Raw genomic sequence first — 19,927 nt, 5'->3', positions numbered from 1 at the left:
CCCACCGCCGGGCACAATGGACAGCGATGAATCGAATGTTCGTGGCGGTGATCCCGCCGGAGTCGGTGATCGATGATCTCGACGAGTTCCTGTCCGTACGCCGCGACGCGGCCGCCTTTCGCTGGTCGGCGCCCGACCAGCTCCATCTGACGCTCGCCTTCGCCGAGCACGTCCCCGACAGGTCCCTCGATGATGCGATCGAGCGGCTGGAGACGGCCGCGGGGCGGCGTACGCCCTTCGACCTGACCGTCACCGGCGGCGGCGCCTTCCCCCACGTGGCCGAGGGCAAGGTCCTCTACGCCGGTGTCGAGACCGACGCCGCCGAGGAGCTCGACCGGGTCGCCGCCGGGACCAGGAACGCGCTGGTCAAGGCCGGGGTCGAGGTCGACGGCGGACGGTTCCGGCCCCACCTGACAATTGCTCGCACCGGCACGCCGGTCGAGCTCAGCAACTGGGTGCGCCTGCTCGATGCCTACCGTGGCCCGACCTGGACCGTCTCGTCGTTCGTGCTGGTGCACTCACGGCTCGGCGAGGGGCCGAGGAGGCATCCGGTCCACGAGGTCATAGCAGAGTTCCCCTTCGGGTGAGAGAAGCCCCGGGCGGTACCGGTCGGAGCCCCGCATCGCTACCGTGTGCGGCCAGTTTCTGACCTGACCAGAGGAGAACCGGACATGAGTCGTCGAGTGGGGCGCAACGCCTACACCGGACTTTTCAACGACGTCGTACTGCTTGCCGCCCGCGTGGTGGTCGGCGGGATCTTCGTCGCGCACGGCTGGCAGAAGTACGACCAGGGCTTCGCCGGCACCGAGCAGTTCCTGGGCGGGCTGGGAGTGCCGGAGCCCGCGATCGCGGCCCAGGTCGCGACCTACGTCGAGCTCGTCGGCGGCGCCCTGCTGGCCCTCGGCCTCTTCGCCCCGATCGCCGGGGTGCTGCTGGCCGCTCAGATGGCCGGCGCGATCTGGTACGCCCACCGCACCACCGAGGTCTTCGTCGACCAGGGCGGCTGGGAGCTCCCCGCCGCGCTCGGTGCCGCCGCCCTCGTGCTCGGTCTGGTCGCCCCCGGCCGGCTCACCCTCGACCAGTTCCTCACCTGGCCCTTCAAGGCCCGCGCCGCCAAGCGCAAGGCCCGCGCCGAGGCAGCCGAGGCCGAGACGGCCGAGGCCGAGCCGTACGTCGAGGAGAAGGTGACCATCAAGTCCTGAGCCACCGCTGGCTGGGGCCGCCGCTCGTGTAACACGTCGTTCGTAGGACTACTCGCCCTATTAGAACGACCGGATAGTCCTACGAACGACGTGTTACACGCGGCCGAGCCCCGCGAACAGCGGGTTGCCGGCCAGCGGCGCGTCAGCCGGCGACGCCGTAGAGCCGGTCGCCGGCGTCACCGAGGCCGGGGACGATGTAGCCCTTCTCGTTGAGCTTCTCGTCCATCGCCGCGGTGACGACCCGGACCGGGGCGTCGATGCCCTCGAGCTCCTTCTCCAGGGCGGCGACGCCCTCCGGTGCGGCGAGGAGCACGACGGCGGTGATGTCGTCGGCGCCGCGCTTGACCAGGAAGTCGATCGCCGCGGCGAGGGTGCCGCCGGTGGCGAGCATCGGGTCGACCACGTAGCACTGGCGGCCGGAGAGGTCGGCGGGGAGACGCTCGGCGTAGGTCGTCGCCTCCAGGGTCTCCTCGTTGCGGACCATGCCGAGGAAGCCGACCTCCGCGGTGGGCAGCAGCCGGATCATCCCGTCGAGCATCCCGAGACCGGCCCGGAGGATGGGGACGATCAGCGGCTGCGGGTCGGTGAGGCGTACGCCCTGGGTCGGCGCGACCGGAGTGACGATGTCGACCGGGGCGACCCTCACGCCGCGGGTCGCCTCGTAGGCGAGCAGCGTGACGAGCTCGTCGGCGAGACGACGGAAGGTCGACGAGTCGGTGTCTTTGTTGCGCAGGGTGGTGAGCTTGTGGGCGACGAGCGGGTGGTCCACAACGAGGGTCTCCATGGGCTGAACCCTACGATCGGTTCAGTCTCAGGTCATCAATTCCCCCTAGACCAGAGGCGGTTTCGGTGTCACTCTGGTCGTGTGTCTGATCAGCTGGAGCAGATCGAGGGTGTTGACTTCGCCGTCGCGATGTATCGCGAGGACGGCGCCTGGGTCGTGCGCGAACTCGCTCACGACCTGCTGACCGATGTCGAGACTCTGACGCACGCGCTCCACCGCTTCCCGGGTGATGGCGGTGCGATCGCGATGGCGGCGATCGACGAGGACTTCTTCGTCATCGTCCGGGTCTTCGGGGCGGCGACCAAGGTGCTGCTCTCCGACGTGACCGCGGCCGACGAGTGGGAGCTGGCGGCGTCGGCCCTCGACGTGCTCGGGCTGCCGCTGCCGGAGGAGGTCGAGGACGAGGAGGAGCCCGATCCCGCCGGCGACCTCGGCATCCTGGCCGACTTCGGGATGAGCGCGGTCGAGATGGGCATGCTGCTCGACGACATGTTCGAGGACGACCTCTACCCCGACGAGACGCTCTCCGAGATCGCCCGGGCGATCGGCTGCGGCGAGGCCTTCGACGACGCCGTCGGCCTCATGCCGGCGTGACCCCAGCCGATCGCTGGGAGGCCCCGATGCGGGCCGCTCTCGAGGAGGGTCGTGCTGCCCTGGCGACCGGTGACGTGCCGATCGGCGCGGTCGTCGTCGACCCGTCCGGCGCGGTGATCGGGAGGGGCCGCAACGTACGGGAGGCCGAGGCCGACCCGACCGGGCATGCCGAGGTGGTCGCGCTGCGTGAGGCCGCCAAGGCGCGCGGTGAGTGGCGCCTGGAGGGCTGCACGCTCGTGGTGACGCTGGAGCCGTGCACGATGTGCGCAGGCGCCGCGGTCCTGGCCCGAGTGGAGCGGATCGTCTTCGGCGCCTTCGACGACAAGGCCGGTGCGGTGGGCTCGCTGTGGGACGTCGTACGCGACCGTCGGCTCAACCACCGGCCCGAGGTCGTGGCCGGACTGATGGCCGAGGAGCAGCGCGCGCTGCTGGAGGACTTCTTCGGATCCCAGCGAGGCGCCCCCGATTTCGGCGAAGACCACCCGAGGTTGTAACTTATTTGGCGGTGACGTGTCCGAGCGGCCGATGGTGCAACACTCGAAATGTTGTGTAGGGAGACCTACCGTGGGTTCAAATCCCACCGTCACCGCCACACAGAAAACCCCTGGGTGACCAGGGGTTTTCTGCTTTCGGCCTCAGAGGTAGCGAGCGGCCACGGTGGCGGCGCGGGCGCCGTAGCCGCCGCCGAACATGGTCGCGTGGACGAGCAGCGGGAAGAGCTGGTGGAGGCCTTGGCGGTCCTCCCAGCCCTCGGCAAGGGGCGTCGCGTCCTCGTAGGCGGACATCATCCGCTCCAGATGGGGCAGGCCGAAGAGCGCGAGCATGGCGAGGTCGACCTCACGGTGACCGGCGTACGCCGCCGGGTCGATGAGCCAGGCCTCGCTGCTCCGGTCCCACAGGACGTTGCCGTTCCAGAGGTCGCCGTGGAGCAGGGCCGGCGGCTCCTCCGGGATCAGCGAGGGCAGCTTCCCGACGACCTGCTCGACGCTCTCGGCGCCGGCGGCGTCGATGGCGCCGCGGTCGCGGGCGGCCCTGAGGTAGGGGAGCAGGCGGCGTACGGCATAGAACTCGGCCCAGGTGTCGGCGGGCTTGTTGGGCATCGGCAGCCGGCCGATGAACCCGTCCCGGTCGGCACCGAAGCCCGAGACCGGAGCGCTGTGGAGACGCGCGAGCGCGCGGCCGAGCTCCTCGGCGCTCTCGGCGTTGGGCCGTCCGGGATCGATCCAGCGCAGGATCAGGCAGTCGGGCTCGGCGGCGAGGACCTCGGGGACCTTCACGGCCCCCGACTCCTCCAGCCAGCGGAGCCCGCGGGCCTCGGCGGCGACGAAGTCGTCGCGCGGCGGGGAGAGAGCCTTCATCAGCACCAGCGAGCCGTCACTGAGCCGGATCTTGGTGGCTGTCGAGATGTCACCGCCCGCGACCGGAGATGTGCTCACCACCGCCGCCCCGAGCAGCTGCTCGGCGCGACGGGCGACCGCGGGCTGACGGGTCACGAACTGGGCCTCGCCGAGGCCACGGATGCAACGATCGCATCACTCGTCCGCTCCACCATCGCCAGCACCTCCCGAAATCCCTCAGCACCACCGTAATAGGGATCGGGCACGTCCCCGGGGCCTTCGGGATCGAAATCACGGAACATCCGCAGGCTTGCCTCCGGTGCCTGACCAGCCAGATCGGCCAGATTGTCGGCATCCATCGCGAGCACGAGGTCGTAGCTGTCGGGGTCTCCGACCGGCCACTGCCGGGCCCGGTGGCGCTCGGGGTCGTAGCCCGCCTCGAGCAGCGTCGCAGCCGCCCGGCGGTCCATCTTCTCGCCCGCGTGCCAGCCGCCGGTGCCGGCCGAGACCAGCTCCACGTCGTCGAGACCGGCGTCTCCGAAGCGGAGCCCGAGGCCCTTCGCGGCGTCGAGACGATCCCTCAGCACCACCTCCGCCATCGGAGAACGGCAGATGTTGCCCAGGCAGACGACCGCGATCTTCATGGCCCGAGTTTTACATTTCGGCCAAGAACCCGTGGCAGATGTGGAATCTCGACCTCACCCGTCGCTCACCCGTCGCTCTCCGGCCACACCCGGTCGACGCCCCAGCCGACGATCGAGATGATGATGCCGCCGAGCACCGCCGCCCAGAACCCGTCGACGTGGAAACCGATCCCGGTCGGGCCGAGGATCCACGCGGTCAGGCCGAGCATCGCCGCGTTGATCACCAGCAGGAGCAGGCCCAGGGTGAGCAGGATGAACGGGAACGCGAAGAAGGTCACGATCGGCTTGACGAAGGACGAGACCAGGCCGAGCACGAGGGCGACGATCAGCAGCGGGAGCAGCTTCTGCTTGATCTCCTCCATGCCGCTGGTCGGGCCGTCGAAGTAGATCCCGCCGACGAGCCAGGTAGCCACGGCCAGAGCGATGGCGTTGGTGATGAGCCAGGTCACGATGCGCATGCTCGTGAGTGTGGCAGGCTCCGCGGGACGTACATAAGGGGCGCGCGCGAGGTGTGGCGACTGTGTTACCTCGAGTCACTGTTCGAGGCGGAGCGCCTTGCAGATGTCGTGGGCGGCGTCGGAGAGATGCTTCTGCAGGAACTGCTCGGCGTCATGGATGCGGTCGGCGTCGAGGAGGCGGACGAGGGCCGCGTGGTCCTCGGCCTGGTCGTGGGCGTTGCGGCGGATGCGATCGACCTGGGCGAGCGAGAGCTTGAGCTCGAGGACCAGGTGCTCCTGCATCGCGACCAGCCGCGGTGACCCGGTGAGGGCCACCAGCGAGAGGTGGAAGGCGAGGTGGCGCTCGTTGAGCTCGCGGTAGGTCGAGCGGTCCGAGTGAACCGCCGTGATGTACGCATCGAGCGACTCGTGCACGGCCCGGCGAGCCTCCTCGGAGGCGCCCCGCCAGTTGCGGACCCCGGCTCCCTCGAGCACCCAGCGGGCGGCGCAGACGTCGCGGACCGAGGCGGCCTCGGGGGTGGCGACGGCGACCCCCTTGTTGGGGGCGCGGGTCGCCAGGCCCTCGGCGACCAGGATGGTCAGCGCCTCGCGGACGGTGGAGCGGCCGACGCCCAGCGACTCGGCGAGCCCGTGCTCGCGCAGCGGGGTGCCCGACTCCAGCTCTCCCTCGAACACCGCCCGGCGGAGCTCGTCGGCGACGCGGTCGACCGTCGAAGCGGGTTCGTCCAGGGTGAGCGACTCGAACATGGGCCCATTGTCCTACCTGCGTCGGCTTCCGGTGATGACCGTTCGTGCTCTAACCTATCGGCACAGGATTGTCTGACAATCAGTCAATCAGGCAATCCGACGATCTGGCTGGGATCAGCCGCACAGCAATCAGACCGAGAGGGGTACGCGTGAGCACATCGCTGACCTGGGGCCGTCACTACCTGATGACCGAGCCGACGCACTACCGCATCGACTACGCCATCAACCCGTTCATGGACACCGAGATCCAGCCGGATCCGGTCCGCGCTCGCGCGCAGTGGGAGACCCTGAAGGCGACCATCGAGGAGCTCGGTGGCCGCGTCGACGTCATCGCGCCGCGCGAGGACAGCCCCGACATGGTCTACGCGATGAACCTCGGCTTCGCGGCCACGATCCCCGACGGCCGCCGGCACGTGCTCCTCTCCCACATGCGCTTCCCCGAGCGCCGCAACGAGACCCGCTCGGCGGTCGAGTGGTTCGCCGCGAACGGGTGGGGGACGGCGTACGTCGGCAAGGACGGGGTCGGACCGACCTTCGAGGCGGGTGACGTCTTCCCGTTCGCGGGTTACCTGGTCGCCGGCACCGGGCCGCGCACCGACGAGATGGCGCTGAAGACCCTGGCGACCGAGATGGGCGTGCGCGTCCTGGGCGTACGGACGACCCACTCGGGGATGTACCACCTCGACCTGGCCTTCTGCCCGCTCGACGAGCGCCGCGCGATCATCTGCCCGGACGCGCTGGCTCCCGAGTCGGCGCAGGCGCTGGTCGACCTGGTCCCTGAGCCGCTCTTCATCACCGAGGAGGAGGCGCTCAGCACGTTCGCCGCCAACTCGATCGTGATCGGCCGCACCATCGTGATGCCGGCCTGCCCGGACCGCATCCGGCCGATCCTCGAGGACTGGGGCTTCACGATCCGGATCGTCGAGATGAGCGAGCTCCACCTCGGTGGCGGGTCGGTCCGCTGCGTCACCAACCCGCTCGACATCGTGGTCGGCAGGGACGTTCCTGTGGTTTACGGCGGCGAGGTCATCCCGACCTAGGATCTCACGATATGAGCACCCCACAGCCCCGTCCCAGTGTCGCCGCTATGCCCGCGTACGTCGCGGGCAAGCCGCCGGTCGAGCGGCCCGGACTGGTGACCTACAAGCTCTCCTCCAACGAGAACCCCTACCCGCCGCTGGACGGTGTGGTGGAGGTCGCGGCTGCGGCAGCCGGGCGGGTCAACCGTTACCCCGACGCGGGCAACACCGAGCTCTACGAGGCGCTCGCGACGGCCTACAAGGTGCCGGCCGAGGAGCTCGCCCTCTCGACCGGCGCCGTGGCGCTGATCTTCCAGCTGGTCTCGGCCTACTGCGGTCCCGAGGACGAGGTCGTCTTCGCCTGGCGCAGCTTCGAGGCCTACCCGATCGCCGTGCTCGCGGCCGGTGCGACCGCGGTGAAGGTGCCGGTCACCGACGACGGCCACCACGACCTCGACGCGATGGCGGCGGCCGTGACGGAGCGTACGAAGGTCGTCTTCGTCTGCACCCCCAACAACCCCACCGGCACCTCGGTGACCCAGGCCGAGCTCGACGCGTTCCTCGCGAAGGTGCCCGAGCATGTGCTGGTCGTGGTCGACGAGGCCTACGCCGAGTTCGTACGCATGGACGACGCCGTCGACGGCGTCGCGACCTATCGTGCGCGGCCCAACGTGGTCGTGCTCAGGACGTTCTCCAAGGCCTACGGGCTGGCCGGCTTCCGGGTCGGCTACGCCTTCGCACCCGCGCCGATCGCCGCCACCCTGCGGGCGATGGCGCTGCCCTTCGGCGTCAACGTGGTCGCTCAGGCCGCCGGCGTCGCCTCGCTCGAGCGGCAGGCCGAGCTGCTGGTGCGCGTCGACGACGTGGTCACCGAGCGGACCCGGGTGGTCGAGGGCGTACGCGCCGCCGGCTGGGATGTCCCCGACGCCCAGGGCAACTTCGTCTGGTTCGCCTTCGGCTCCGCCGAGCGCTGTGCCGAGTTCGCCGCGGCCGCCGACGAGGTCGGCCTGATGGTCCGTCCCTACCCGCCCGAGGGCGTACGCGTCTCGATCGGCGAGGCCGAGGCCAACACCCGTCTCATCGAGCTCGCGGGGTCGTTCCCGAAGGGGTGAGAGTCGGCCCTGATCGGCCGAAATAGCAGAGGTCCAACAGCATCGATGCTGCTGGACCTCTGCTCGTTGGGTGGCGGTGAATGCCTCTACGGAAGCGGGATCGGAAGCTTCCCGAGGATCGTGCTGAGGAGGTCGGTCAGGATCGGACCGACGACCGGCAGGCTGTTGATGATGCCCAGCAGGCTGTCCGTGACGCCCGGGATCTCAGGCAGGCCCGGGATCGGGACATCCGGGATCGGCACGTCCGGGATCGGGACATCGGGAATCGGGACATCCGGGACGGGTACGTCCGGGACCGGTACATCCGGGACAGGATTGTCCGCGGCAGGAGTGTCCGCAGAGCTGTCCGGGGCGGGACCGTCCGGAAGATCAGGGATCCCGGGACCCTCGGGGACGTCCGGGACCGGAGTCTCGGGAACGTCGGGAACGTCAGGGACGTCGGGAACGTCCGGGGTTTCCGGAACGTCGGGTGTGCCAGGAACGTCGGGTGTGCCCGGAACGTCGGGCGTGTCAGGAACGTCCGGAGTGTCCGGAACGTCCGGAGTGTCCGGGGTGCCAGGAACGTCCGGGGTGCCAGGAACGTCCGGCGTGTCGGGAACGTCCGGTGTGTCGGGCGTGCCGGGAACATCCGGGGTGTCCGGGGTGCCGGGAACGTCCGGGGTGTCCGGAACGTCCGGGGTGTCGGGAACGTCGGGGGTGCCCGGGTCGTCCGGGATCGGCGTGCCCGGGGTGCCCGGGACCGGTGGGTCAGGAATAGGAGGCGGGACAGGGCTGGCCATGACCGGTGCGGCGACCGTGGCGAGCGCTAGCCCAGCGACGACAGCGGCGATTCGAGTCCGAGAATTCACGAAATCTCCTTTGTTTGCTCTGAAGTCGTGACGAATGAATCCTGAAGCGATTTGAAGCATTTAGTCAAGAACTTTCTGGAACTTATTGATTCCTATTCCTTCGGCGCATTTCGTGCCGTAAACTCCTTTGATCGCATTTAAGACGCGGCGAAGGCCGGATTTATTGGCAAACGGATCCAATCGCCATCTCAGGCGAGGAAAAGGCCTCGCCGCTGTGACGGGTGAGGTCTATGTGACGCCTTGCGGCGCTGACGATGGCGATAAACCATCGCGATATCGGTTCTCAACGCCATCAGGGCACCCGCTATTCGCGACACCCCATGGGGTAATAGGCGGCGTCCCCGGAAAGGGCAAGTGGCGTTTAGTCGAGATGAAATGCGCTTACCAATTAATGAGTTCTAAGGCCGTTGAGTCCTTGTCGTGGTAGACCGCTTCAGTTCCCCTAGGGCCTGAATCCGTCTGGTGACCGAGCCGGATCAACCCGCTCGGATCCGGGACCGCCGCCACCAACCCGGCGGTTCGTTACCCCTGTGCAACCTGCATCGGTCAGGCTTGGCCCATGTCGATCAAGGTTGCGCTCGAGCATCGGACCACCTACGAGTTCGCGCAGCCGGTCAACGTCGGCCCGCACGTCGTACGCCTCCGCCCGGCGCCGCACACCCGCACCCCGATCGAGGCCTACTCGCTGTCGGTGACGCCGGCGGCGCACTTCGTCAACTGGCAGCAGGACCCGTTCGGCAACTGGCTCGCGCGGCTGGTCTTCCCGGAGCGGACCGACAAGCTCGAGATCACCGTCGGGCTGGTCGCCGACATGGTGGTGATCAACCCGTTCGACTTCTTCATCGAGGAGTACGCCGAAACCTTCCCCTTCGACTACGAACCGCAGCTGAAGGCCGATCTGGCGCCCTACCTCCGCGAGGTCGAGGCCGCGACGGAGGCCGACGCCTGGCGGCAGCGGCTGCCGGCGCCGCCCGCGGACGGCATCCGCACCGTCGACTTCCTGGCGAGCCTCAACCAGGCGGTCAATGCGGACGTCGCCTACTCGGTGCGGATGGAGCCCGGCGTACAGACTCCCGACGAGACCCTGCGCCTCGGCATCGGCTCGTGCCGCGACTCGGCGTGGCTGCTGGTGTCCCTGCTGCGGCAGTACGGCCTCGCGGCGCGGTTCGTCTCCGGCTATCTGGTGCAGCTGGCCGCCGACCAGGAGTCGCTGGACGGCCCGTCGGGCCCGACCGAGGACTTCACCGACCTGCACGCCTGGTGCGAGGTCTTCGTCCCGGGCGCCGGCTGGATCGGGCTCGACCCGACGTCGTCGCTGTTCGCGGGGGAGGGCCACATCCCGCTCTCGGCGACCCCGCACCCGTCCTCAGCAGCCCCGATCGAAGGTGCCACCGACCCGGTCGAGGTCACCTTCTCCTTCGCCAACGAGGTCACCCGGATCCACGAGGACCCGCGGGTGACGCTGCCCTACACCGACCAGGAGTGGGCGCGTATCGATGCGCTGGGCGAGGCGGTCGACCAGCGTCTCCAGGCGGCCGGCGTCGAGCTGACCATGGGCGGCGAGCCCACCTTCGTCTCTCTCGACGACCAGACCTCCGCGCAGTGGAGCACCGACGCCGACGGCCCGCACAAGCGCGAGCTCGCCGCCGACCTGGCCGAACGCCTGCGCCAGGTCTACGGCCGAGGCGGCATCGTCCACCGAGGCCAGGGCAAGTGGTATCCCGGCGAGCCCCTCCCACGCTGGAACATCGACCTCCAGTGGCGCACCGACGGACACCCCCTCTGGACCGACCCCACCCTCTTCGCCGACCCCTGGTCCCCCGCCGAGACGTCACCCCCGTCGGCCGACCGGGGTGACGCCTCGGCAGTGGGATTCGGCATCGCCAGGATCCTCGGGCTCCCCGAGGAGCAGGTGCTCGCGGCGTACGAGGATCCGCTGGCGAAGATCGCGCAGGAGGTGCGGCGGCCTGAGGGGCCGAAGCCGGAGGACGCTGTCGACAGGGGTGATCTGAACGTCACCGAGCTCGACAAGGAGGTCACCGAGCCGGTGGGGTGGGTGATCCCGATCAACACCGACGACGGGGTGTGGACGAGCCCGCGGTGGCGGTTCCGGCGCGGGCGGCTGGTGCTGGCGCCGGGGACCTCGACGATCGGGCTGCGGCTGCCGCTCGACTCGATCTCCTGGCACGACCCGGAGTTCCCGGGGGAGCCGTCCTACCTGACCGCGGGCGAGCCGCTGGACCCGCAGATCCCGCAGGTGACCGTCACCGATCCCGACGAGGCACCGACGACCGCGCTGGCGATCCAGGAGCGCGACGGACTGGTCCACGTGTTCCTCCCGCCGACCGACCGCCTCGACGACTACGCCGCCCTGCTCCGGGTGATCGAGCAGGCCGTCGCGGCCGCCGGCACCAGGGTGGTGCTCGAGGGGTACGGCCCTCCGCCCGACTCCCGGCTGGCGCGGCTGACGGTCACCCCGGACCCGGGCGTGATCGAGGTCAACATCCAGCCGACGGCCACCTGGGCGGAGCAGAGGGAGCTGATCACGACGCTCTACGAGCAGGCCCGTCAGGTTCGGCTGTCGACCGAGAAGTTCGATCTCGACGGGCTCCACACCGGCACCGGCGGCGGCAACCACCTCACCCTCGGCGGCCGCAGCCCCGAACGCAGCCCGCTGCTGCGGCGCCCCGACCTGCTGGCCAGCCTGATCCGCTACTGGCAGCGCCATCCATCCCTCTCCTACCTCTTCTCCGGCCGCTTCATCGGCCCGACCAGCCAGGCGCCGAGGTTCGACGAGGGTCGCCCGGAAGCGGTCTACGAGATGGAGATCGCGCTCCAGGAGGTCGCCCGGATCACCCGCGAGCACCCCGAACCCCGCCCGTGGATGATCGACCGCGCGCTGCGCCACCTGCTCACCGACCTGACCGGCAACACCCACCGCGCCGAGTTCTGCATCGACAAGCTCTACTCCCCGGACTCCTCCCGCGGGCGGCTCGGCCTCCTCGAGCTCCGCGGCTTCGAGATGCCGCCCCACCCGCAGATGGCCCTCCTCCAGTCGCTCCTGGTCAGGAGCCTGGTCGCCTGGTTCTGGGAGCAGCCGTACGAGGCGCCCCTGGTCCGTCACGGAAGCGCCCTCCACGAGGACTTCCTGCTCCCGCAGGGCTGCCTGCGTGACATCGAGGAGGTCGTCGCCGACCTGCGTCGCCACGGCATCCCGTTCGAGTCGCAGTGGCTGGCGGCGTACGCCGAGTTCCGGTTCCCGCGGATCGGCGTCGCGCGGGTGGGGGAGATCGAGCTCGAGCTGCGCCAGGCGATCGAGCCGTGGAACGTGCTCGGCGAGGAGGCCACCGGGTCGGGGACGGCACGCTACGTCGACTCCTCGGTCGAGCGGGTGCAGATCTCGGCGAGAGGGATCGACCTCGACCGGCACCTGGTGACGTGTCAGGGTGTTCCGGTGCCGCTCACCCCCGCCTCGACCAGCTCCATTGCCTCGGGCTCCGCTTCGGCAGACGCCCACTACGCGGGCGTCCGGTTCAAGGCCTGGAGCCCATGGTCGAGCCTGCACCCGAGCATCGACGTCCAGGCACCGCTCCACTTCGACGTCGTCGACATCGCCTCCGAGACCAGCCTCGGCGGCGCCACCTACCACGTCACCCATCCCGGCGGCCGCAGCTACGACCACCCGCCGGTGAACGCCAACGAGGCCGAGGCGCGCCGGGCGAGCAGGTTCGAGGCGCGCGGCCACAGCTCGGGCCGGCTGGACGTCGCGGAGATGCGTGAGCGTGCGGCTCGCGCCACCACGCCCGACAACCCCCACACCCTGGATCTGCGACGGGCGGTGCGGTGACCGTCCTTCGCGAGTACGCCGATGCCCTCGGCCTCCTCGACGCCACCGACCAGCCCTACGACGAGGTCGTCGGGCCCGACGGCACCCTGCGTCCCGCCTGGAAGCCGATGGCCGAGACGGCCGTCTCGATCACCCCGGCCACGCTGAGCCGGATCGGCCACGACGTCGAGCGGTTCCTCGCCGACGACGGGGTCACCTACCTGCGTCCCGGCGCCAAGCCCGAGCCCTGGCGGCTCGACCCGGTGCCGCTCGTCATCGACCCGGCACAGTGGCGCGTCCTCGAGGTCGGCCTGGCCCAGCGCGCCGAGCTGCTCAACGCGATCCTCGTCGACCTCTACGGTCCGCAGCGTCTCCTGGCTGACGGGATCGTCCCGGCCGCGGTGATCTTCGGCCACCACGGCTTCCATCGCGTCGCCGCCCGCCCCAGCAACCACGACCCGCGCCCGCTCGTCCTGGCCGCCACCGATCTCGGCCGCACCCCGGACGGCGAGTGGCGGGTGCTCGCCGACCGCACCCAGGCCCCCTCCGGGATCGGCTACGCGATGGAGAACCGCCGGGTGATCAGCCGGGTGCTCCCCGAGCTCCACCGCGACGCCGGACTGCACCGGATGGAGCCCTACTTCGCGGCCCTCCGCAGCGCCCTCCTCGAGTCCGCGCCCGGCGACCAGGCCGACCCTAGGGTCGTCGTCCTGTCCCCGGGCACCCACTCCGAGACCGCCTACGACCAGGCCTTTCTCGCCTCGACCCTGGGTTTCCCACTGGTCCAGGGCGCCGACCTGACCGTCCGCAACGGCGAGGTCCTCATGCGTGGCCACGGCGACCGGCTGGAGCGTGTCGACGTGATCCTGCGCCGGGTCGACGCGACCTGGTCCGACCCGCTCGAGCTCCGCGGCGACAGCCAGCTCGGCGTCGCCGGCCTGATCGAGGCCGTACGCCGCGGCAACGTGCGCGTGGTCAACGGGTTCGGGGCCGGCGTACTCGAGAACCCGGGGCTCGCTCCGTACCTCCCCGCCGCCTGCGAGGCGTTGCTCGGGGAGCCGCTGCGGCTCGCGTCGCTCGGCACCTGGTGGTGCGGTGACCCGGCTCAGCGGGCCGAGGTCGAGCGGCGCCTGGACACCGGTGACCTCGTCGTGCGCACGCTGGAAGGCACCATCGTCACCGGGACCCCCGAGGAGCTGCGCGCCAGGATCGCCGCCGACCCCTACCGCCACGTCGGCCAGGAGCAGATCACCCTGTCCCAGGCCCCGACCTGGGCCGAGGGGCGCGGCGCGGTCGGGCGGCCGCTGACGCTGCGCACCTTCTCCCTGAGATACGGCTCCGCCTACCGCCCTCTGGTCGGTGGCCTGGCCTCCATCCGGGCCGACGAGACCGGGCTGCCGCCGTGCAGCAAGGACGTCTGGGTGCTCAAGGAGTCGCCGCAGGACGCCGACCAGGGCCTGGCCGACGTGCTCCCGATGACCCACACCCGCTCGGTCACGGTGCTCGTCCCGCGGGCGCTCGAGGACATGTACTGGTCGGGTCGCTACGCCGAGCGCGCCGAGGACCTCATCCGGCTCATCCTGGCCACGCACGTGCTGGCCGAGGACTTCAGGACCAGGCCGCGTACGTCCGGAGGCATCAGCCTCGAGGTCATGCTCAGCGCGCTCGACCGGCTGGCCGGGCACGGCCGGGCCGATGCCGACATCGACGCCGAGTTCCGCTCGATGCTGCTCGACGCCGACCGGCCGGGGTCGGCGGCGCAGTCGCTGGCCGGGATGCGGCAGGCCTTCAGCGGCGTACGCGACCAGCTCAGCCCCGACATGTGGCGGATCTTCTCTGCGACCGACCGCGCGGCCGAGGAGCTCCGGGTCAACCCGCACTCGCACCAGATCGCGGAGTCGGGAGCCGAGATGTTGCACGGCATCCTCGCCATGCAGGGGATCGTGGCGAGCATGATCCGCGACGAGGGCTACCACTCGATCCGGCTGGGCCGGTTCCTGGAGCGCGCGATGCAGATCTGCCAGCTCCTGCGCGCGACCACGACCGTCCGCCGCGGCCTCGAGGTCGACCGCGCGGTGCTCAACGCGGTGCTCGCCTCGGCCGAGTCCGCGGTCACCCACCGCCGCCGCTACCGGGGCTACGTACGCACCGGGGGAGTGCTCGACCTGCTGATCATGGACCGCGACAACCCGCGCTCCCTGGCCTTCTGCCTCGACGAGCTGCGGCTCCACCTCACCAGGCTCCCCGGCTCGACCGGCTCGTCCCGTCCCGAGCGGCTCCTCGACGACATCACCGACATGCTCGACCGCACCGAGGTCGCCGGCCTCGTCGCCATCGGCGGCGTCGGCCGCCCCAACCTGGAGTCGTTCCTCGACCAGGTCCACGCCCAGCTCGTCCGCCTCGCCGAGGCCATCACCGACGTCCACTTCGCCACCGGCCCCGCCCCGCAGCCCCTCAACGCCCTCCCGGCGCAATCGCTCACTTGAGCATAGGTTGGTGGCATGGACAGTACGTCTGATCGCGAGCACGAGAAGGTTTCCCGCTATCCCCCGCGCGGTCGCCGGGTCGTCTGGGTGGGGAAACGTCCTCCCGTCGAAGGTGGTCCGCTGGCGCTGCCAGGGGTTGTCGTGGATGACTTGCCCGACGGCTGGACGCTCGTGTCGTGGCTCGACAAGGACGGCTGGTACTGCCCTGACGCGGTCTATGAGGTGAAAGACCTACGAATGGTCTCCGATGCGGAGTTCGAGGACCTGGTGCGGATCGCCCACGATAGCCATGGCGGGAACGGGATTCCGCACGATGACGTCGGTGAGCCGGAACCTTCGCCGTTTCACGTCGGTGACCTGGTCCAGTGGGTTGGTCCGGTGCTCGAGGATGACGACTGGGACCCTTACTACGGTCCCTGGCGCCAGGGGCAGGTCGTTCCCTGGCAACAGGGGCAGGCGGCGTACAACTATGCGTCTGGACTGACCCGTCACCATCCGGGGCGGATCGTCGAGCTCCGCGGTCTTTTCGGTGCGCCGCGAGTGCGGTGGATCGACAAGGACGGCGAGTTCGACGGGCGGGGCTCCGTCAACCACAGCGACCTTGAAGCGATCGACGAGAAAGAGGCCCAGCGCCTCGCAACGCGACTCCGCCAGTCGGACTGGCCAGGATTCGTAGTGCTGCACGAAGAATCGCTCTGAGCGCGGCGTGGGCGGGCGAAGGCTCTAAGCGGCGCAGTAGGCGTACGCATCGCTCCGGTGCCCGCGGACCAGGCAAGCGGAACATGACGAGACGACCTGCGACCAGCCCCGGGGGACATGTGCGGCCGCCCCGCTCTTCAACGCTCCGCCGCGGGTCCGTTCGTGAGCCGGCCCGAACCAGTGCTGCGCTGCTCCGAGATCAACGGGAGATTCGTTCACCACAGCACGGCGAGGCGTCGTAGATTGATGGCATGGACAGCACCTCTGACCGTCTGAGTCAGGAGTCGTTCCCGAGTCTGCCACACGGTCGCCGCGTGGTTTGGTCGGGGAGGCTTGGCGGCGAGCAGCGCTCGGCAGTGCATCGGGACTGACGCGTCGGCATCCTGGCCGGGTCGTCGAGATCAAGCACAACGCTGCGCTGCGAGTGCGATGGATCGACAAGAACGGTGAGTACGAGGGTCGGGACTTCATACATCCCGACTTTGTGCGTGCGGCAGACGGGGCGGAAGCCCAGCGTTTGACGACGCAGCTTCGCGAGTCGGTCCGGCCTGGTCTCGACCGCACGTAGGCCCCGTGAGAACCACACGAGTGGGCGACGGACGCGGGATACGATGCCGCGGGTGAGATACCGGGTCAGCCACACGACGACCTACTCCTATGACGAGGACGTGACGAACTCGTTCGGGATCGCGAACGTGACCCCCCGGGAGCTGCCGCACCAGCATGTCGAGAAGGCCGAGGTTCAGATCACTCCGGTCCCGGCGGACCAGTCGAGCGACATCGACTTCTACGGCAACACGGTGACGTACTTCCAGGTGCTCGAGCCGCATCAGCTGCTCGAGATCACGGCGGCCTCCGAGGTCGAGGTCACCGCCCCGGTCTATGACGAGACGAGCTTCGACCAGCCGTGGGAGCGGGCGCGGCCGCTGGTCGACCCGAGCCTTCCGGGCGCCTGGCGGGCCGCGGATCTGGCGGTGGCCTCGCCGCTGGTGGAGCACACCCGGGAGGCGTACGACTTCGGTGCCGTCTCCCTGACGGAGCAGCGCCCGATCGTGGAGGCCGCGGAGGATCTGATGCACCGGATCCATGCTGGGTTCGACTACGACGACACGGCCACGACGGTCACCTCGACGATCCCGGAGATCTTCGAGGCGCAGGGTGGTGTCTGCCAGGATTTCGCTCACCTGATGTTGGCCTGTTTTCGAGCGCACGGGCTCGCGGCCCGCTATGTTTCCGGCTACCTCGCCACCACCCCTCCGCCGGGGAAGCCGCGGCTCGTCGGAGCCGATGCCTCCCATGCCTGGGTGGAGGTGTGGCTGCCCCACCTCGGGGCAGACCTCAGCGGAGCGGGGACGGGCCAGTGGCTCGCCCTCGACCCGACGAACGACACCAGGGCCGACGATCGCTATGTGAGCGTCGCCTGGGGACGTGACTATGCCGATGTGCCTCCTGTGAAGGGGGTCATCTACACCGAAGCCACCACCTCGACCTTGACCGTCTCCGTCGATGTGGCCCCCGACCAGCAGGAGTGAAGTTACGGTGTTGCTCGTGGGACAGCCTCCGCGGCGGGCGAGCATCGTGACCCGCGGCAGCCGCTGGCGTCTGGGGGTACGCATCTCCGGAGTGCTGGTGGTGGCCGCGGCCCTCATCGCGCTCACGCTGTGGCTGCTGGCGCGCGGCTCGACCCCGGCCGAGGTCACCCGCGAGTTCATGGAGACCACCTCGGTCGCCACCCTCTACGAGCTTGCCTCCGACGACGGCGACGAGCTCCTCGACGGCGGCGGCGCCCGTGCGATGATCGATGCCGCCGAGGGGAAGCGGACCTACGCCGACCCCAACCCGCGCGCGGTGAAGCGGACGATGGTCTTCGGTGAGCCCGAGCTGTCCGGCGAGGGCGCCCAGGTCACCGTCAGGGTCTCGTACACCGCCGAGGACGGCCCCGTCCCCGACGAGTCGATGGTCGTGGTCCTCGTCCGCGAGGACGGCGAGTGGCGCGTCGGGAGCTGGGGGACGGCCGGCGACGGCCGATGATGGAGATATGGAAGCGTTCACCTGTCGGGAGTGCGGCAACCGTCTCTACTTCGAGAACTCGGCATGCGTCTCGTGCGGCACCCGGCTCGCCTACTCCCGCGAGGAGCGCGAGATCGTCCCGGTCTCGCCCGAGGGCAGGTACGTCGACAGCGACGGCTACATCTGGTGGGTCTGCGCCAACACGCTCGAGACGGGATGCACCTGGCTGGCCCGCCTCGAGGGCGGGATCTGCTTCGCCTGCGAGCTGACCCGGACCCGACCGAACGACGCCGCCCCCGAGTTCGTCCAGCAGCAGTACTCCCTCGCCGAGCAGGCGAAACGACACCTCGTCGTCGAGCTCGACAACCTCGGCCTGGAGATCCGCACCAAGGCCGAGGACCCCGTCGAGGGGCTCACCTTCGACCTGCTGGCCAGCGACGGCGTCGCGTCGACCCCGGACGTGGTCATCGGTCACGACGGCGGCGTGATCACGATCGACCTGGCCGAGTCCGACGACGCCTACCGTGAGCATGTCCGGGCCACCCTCGACGAGCCCTACCGCACCCTGCTGGGCCACTTCCGCCACGAGGTCGGCCACTACTACGAGTGGCAGCTGGTCCGGGGGCCCGAGCTGATGGAGCGGTGCACCGAGGTCTTCGGCGACGAGTCGGTCTCCTACGAGGAGTCGCTGCAGCGCCACTACTCCGAAGGGCCGCCGGCGGACTGGACCGAGAACTACATCTCCACCTACGCCACCATGCACCCCTTCGAGGACTTCGCCGAGACCTGGGCCCACTACCTGCACATCCGCGACACGCTCGGGTCGGCCGCGGCGTACGGGCTCGCCGACCCGGTGCCCGCCGAGATGCCGTTCCGGCAGGTCGTCACCGACATCTGGGTGCCGCTCTCGGCCGCGCTGAACGTGATCAACCGGTCCATGGGCCACGACGACCTCTACCCCTTCGTGATCCCGCCGGCGGTCCTGGACAAGCTCGACTTCGTGGCCTCGTTGGTGCGCGACGCGGGCTGAGCCGCGGGCCGATTCCGGCGGACGATGCGTATCGGCACTCTATGCTCCGGAGCATGACCGAAACCGCCGTCGTCCCCGACGCCAAGGAGCGCGCCCTCCCCGAGTCGGAACGACTGTGGACGTCAGCGACCGTGATCACGTTCGTCCGCACCATCGCGGCGGTGGTGCTGGCGGCGAGCGCCGCGTATCAGGAGAGCCTGAAGCTCCTGGTCATCGCGCTGGTCGTCTACTGGGTCGGGGACAGCCTCGACGGGGCGGTCGCCCGATGGCGCGATGAGGAGACGCGGATCGGTGGGGTGCTCGACATCTTCTCCGACCGTCTCTGTGCGGCGGCGTTCTACGTCGGGCTGGCGTTCCTGCAGCCGGACCTGTCGCCGGCGATCTTCGTCTACCTGGTGGAGTTCATGGTGATCGACTGCTTCCTCTCGATCTCCTACCTGGCGTGGCCGATCAAGAGCCCGAACTACTTCTACGTCATCGACCGGACGCTGTGGCGGTGGAACTGGTCCCATCCGGGCAAGGCGGTCAACTCGGGGCTCTTCGCGATCCTGCTGCTGGTCACCGGCTGGATGTGGGTGGGGCTGGCGATCGCCACGGCGCTGCTGGTCATGAAGTGCGTCTCGCTGGGACGGCTGCTCAGGATCGGCCTGCCCGTGCCTCGATGAGACTTCTGATCGGCACGCTCCTCTTCTGTCTCGGCTCGGCGCTCATCCCGGTGATGAACGCCGAGGCGTACCTGTCCGTCGTCGCCCAGAAGTCCGACTGGTGGCCGGCGCTGCTCGGGCTCGTCGCCGGACTCGGCCAGACCGGTGGCAAGGTGGTCTGGTACTACGCCGGCCGTGGGTCGACCAACATCCCCTGGATCAGGAAGAAGCTCGAGTCGCCCAAGTGGCAGGACTCCTACGACCGTTGGTACGCCCGGACCTCAGGGCGCCCTGCTCTGGCCACCGCACTCCTGGCCGCCTCGGGCCTCTCCGGCTTTCCGCCGCTCGCGGTGATGGCGGTGCTGTTCGGCGCCCTGCGGTTCAACCTGCCGATCTTCACGCTCACGGTGCTCATCTCCCGCGCGCTGCGGTTCTGGGTGATCCTGGAGGCCGCGGGCCTCGCCTGGAGATTCCTCTGATCCGCTTC

Annotated in this window: 20 protein-coding genes and 1 tRNA gene; 16 read left to right on the top strand and 5 right to left on the bottom strand. The window is 69.6% G+C overall.

What is annotated here, in order from left to right; translation table 11 throughout:
• The first annotated feature begins 26 nt into the window (after nucleotides 1-26).
• A complete protein-coding gene (thpR, locus tag ACZ6WN_RS10690; protein WP_465864614.1) occupies nucleotides 27-587 on the top strand; it encodes an RNA 2',3'-cyclic phosphodiesterase in 561 nt (186 codons plus the stop codon).
• Between the two features lie 84 nt (nucleotides 588-671).
• A complete protein-coding gene (locus ACZ6WN_RS10685) occupies nucleotides 672-1,202 on the top strand; it encodes a DoxX family protein (RefSeq protein ID WP_465864613.1) in 531 nt (176 codons plus the stop codon).
• Nucleotides 1,203-1,344: 142 nt separating this feature from the next.
• Here ACZ6WN_RS10685 and upp read toward each other — a convergent pair whose 3' ends face one another.
• Complete coding sequence (upp, locus tag ACZ6WN_RS10680; protein ID WP_465864612.1) at nucleotides 1,345-1,986, bottom strand: uracil phosphoribosyltransferase; 642 nt, start codon at nucleotides 1,984-1,986, stop codon at nucleotides 1,345-1,347.
• Between the two features lie 81 nt (nucleotides 1,987-2,067).
• On the opposite strand from upp, the gene ACZ6WN_RS10675 reads away from it, so the two are divergent.
• The 3 genes from ACZ6WN_RS10675 (at nucleotide 2,068) to ACZ6WN_RS10665 (ending at nucleotide 3,172) form a co-directional block, all read left to right on the top strand.
• A complete protein-coding gene (locus ACZ6WN_RS10675; protein WP_465864611.1) occupies nucleotides 2,068-2,580 on the top strand; it encodes a tRNA adenosine deaminase-associated protein in 513 nt (170 codons plus the stop codon).
• Between the two features lie 26 nt (nucleotides 2,581-2,606).
• Nucleotides 2,607-3,074, top strand: coding sequence for a nucleoside deaminase (locus ACZ6WN_RS10670; protein ID WP_465864967.1), 468 nt, complete (start codon nucleotides 2,607-2,609; stop codon nucleotides 3,072-3,074).
• Between the two features lie 10 nt (nucleotides 3,075-3,084).
• Nucleotides 3,085-3,172, top strand: a tRNA-Ser gene (locus tag ACZ6WN_RS10665).
• A 43-nt stretch (nucleotides 3,173-3,215) separates the two neighbouring features.
• On the opposite strand, the gene ACZ6WN_RS10660 is transcribed toward ACZ6WN_RS10665, so the two are convergent.
• The 4 genes from ACZ6WN_RS10660 to ACZ6WN_RS10645 form a co-directional block, all read right to left on the bottom strand.
• Nucleotides 3,216-4,073, bottom strand: a complete 858-nt coding sequence (locus ACZ6WN_RS10660) for a fructosamine kinase family protein (protein WP_465864610.1) — start codon at nucleotides 4,071-4,073, stop codon at nucleotides 3,216-3,218.
• Nucleotides 4,070-4,561, bottom strand: a complete 492-nt coding sequence (locus ACZ6WN_RS10655; protein WP_465864609.1) for a low molecular weight protein-tyrosine-phosphatase — start codon at nucleotides 4,559-4,561, stop codon at nucleotides 4,070-4,072. The genes ACZ6WN_RS10660 and ACZ6WN_RS10655 overlap by 4 nt, the downstream gene beginning before the upstream one ends.
• 65 nt (nucleotides 4,562-4,626) lie before the next feature.
• Nucleotides 4,627-5,019: a phage holin family protein gene (locus ACZ6WN_RS10650; protein WP_465864608.1), complete on the bottom strand. Its 393-nt coding sequence runs from the start codon at nucleotides 5,017-5,019 to the stop codon at nucleotides 4,627-4,629.
• 75 nt (nucleotides 5,020-5,094) lie between these two features.
• Nucleotides 5,095-5,766, bottom strand: coding sequence for a GntR family transcriptional regulator (locus ACZ6WN_RS10645; protein WP_465864607.1), 672 nt, complete (start codon nucleotides 5,764-5,766; stop codon nucleotides 5,095-5,097).
• 149 nt (nucleotides 5,767-5,915) lie between these two features.
• Between ACZ6WN_RS10645 and ACZ6WN_RS10640 the strand changes: the two genes are divergently transcribed.
• From ACZ6WN_RS10640 to ACZ6WN_RS10590, 11 genes are all read left to right on the top strand, one after another.
• Entirely contained in the window at nucleotides 5,916-6,806 is an 891-nt protein-coding gene (locus tag ACZ6WN_RS10640) for a dimethylarginine dimethylaminohydrolase family protein (protein ID WP_465864606.1), read from the top strand.
• Between the two features lie 11 nt (nucleotides 6,807-6,817).
• A complete protein-coding gene (gene hisC / locus ACZ6WN_RS10635) occupies nucleotides 6,818-7,897 on the top strand; it encodes a histidinol-phosphate transaminase (protein ID WP_465864605.1) in 1,080 nt (359 codons plus the stop codon).
• An 80-nt stretch (nucleotides 7,898-7,977) separates the two neighbouring features.
• Nucleotides 7,978-8,706, top strand: coding sequence for a hypothetical protein (locus tag ACZ6WN_RS10630; protein ID WP_465864604.1), 729 nt, complete (start codon nucleotides 7,978-7,980; stop codon nucleotides 8,704-8,706).
• Between the two features lie 598 nt (nucleotides 8,707-9,304).
• A complete protein-coding gene (locus tag ACZ6WN_RS10625) occupies nucleotides 9,305-12,592 on the top strand; it encodes a transglutaminase family protein (protein WP_465864603.1) in 3,288 nt (1,095 codons plus the stop codon).
• Nucleotides 12,589-15,057: a circularly permuted type 2 ATP-grasp protein gene (locus ACZ6WN_RS10620; RefSeq protein ID WP_465864602.1), complete on the top strand. Its 2,469-nt coding sequence runs from the start codon at nucleotides 12,589-12,591 to the stop codon at nucleotides 15,055-15,057. The genes ACZ6WN_RS10625 and ACZ6WN_RS10620 overlap by 4 nt, the downstream gene beginning before the upstream one ends.
• Nucleotides 15,058-15,072: 15 nt before the next feature.
• Entirely contained in the window at nucleotides 15,073-15,756 is a 684-nt protein-coding gene (locus tag ACZ6WN_RS10615) for a hypothetical protein (RefSeq protein WP_465864601.1), read from the top strand.
• Between the two features lie 620 nt (nucleotides 15,757-16,376).
• Nucleotides 16,377-17,288 carry a transglutaminase family protein gene (locus ACZ6WN_RS10610; RefSeq protein ID WP_465864600.1) on the top strand — a complete coding sequence of 304 codons (912 nt, stop codon included), beginning with the start codon at nucleotides 16,377-16,379 and terminating at the stop codon, nucleotides 17,286-17,288.
• A gap of 16 nt (nucleotides 17,289-17,304) precedes the next feature.
• Nucleotides 17,305-17,787 carry a nuclear transport factor 2 family protein gene (locus ACZ6WN_RS10605; RefSeq protein WP_465864599.1) on the top strand — a complete coding sequence of 161 codons (483 nt, stop codon included), beginning with the start codon at nucleotides 17,305-17,307 and terminating at the stop codon, nucleotides 17,785-17,787.
• Between the two features lie 7 nt (nucleotides 17,788-17,794).
• The gene (locus ACZ6WN_RS10600) at nucleotides 17,795-18,796 is read left to right on the top strand and encodes a zinc-binding metallopeptidase family protein (RefSeq protein WP_465864598.1); all 1,002 of its coding nucleotides are present in this window, start codon (nucleotides 17,795-17,797) and stop codon (nucleotides 18,794-18,796) included.
• A gap of 53 nt (nucleotides 18,797-18,849) precedes the next feature.
• Entirely contained in the window at nucleotides 18,850-19,461 is a 612-nt protein-coding gene (locus tag ACZ6WN_RS10595; protein ID WP_465864597.1) for a CDP-alcohol phosphatidyltransferase family protein, read from the top strand.
• Nucleotides 19,458-19,919, top strand: coding sequence for a hypothetical protein (locus ACZ6WN_RS10590; RefSeq protein ID WP_465864596.1), 462 nt, complete (start codon nucleotides 19,458-19,460; stop codon nucleotides 19,917-19,919). Before ACZ6WN_RS10595 ends, ACZ6WN_RS10590 begins: the two co-directional genes overlap by 4 nt.
• Nucleotides 19,920-19,927: the final 8 nt, after the last annotated feature.

Source organism: Nocardioides sp. NPDC054178 (assembly GCF_055585005.1).
The sequence above is the reverse complement of the archived record's forward strand: the minus strand, read 5'-3'. Positions and strand labels throughout refer to the sequence as shown.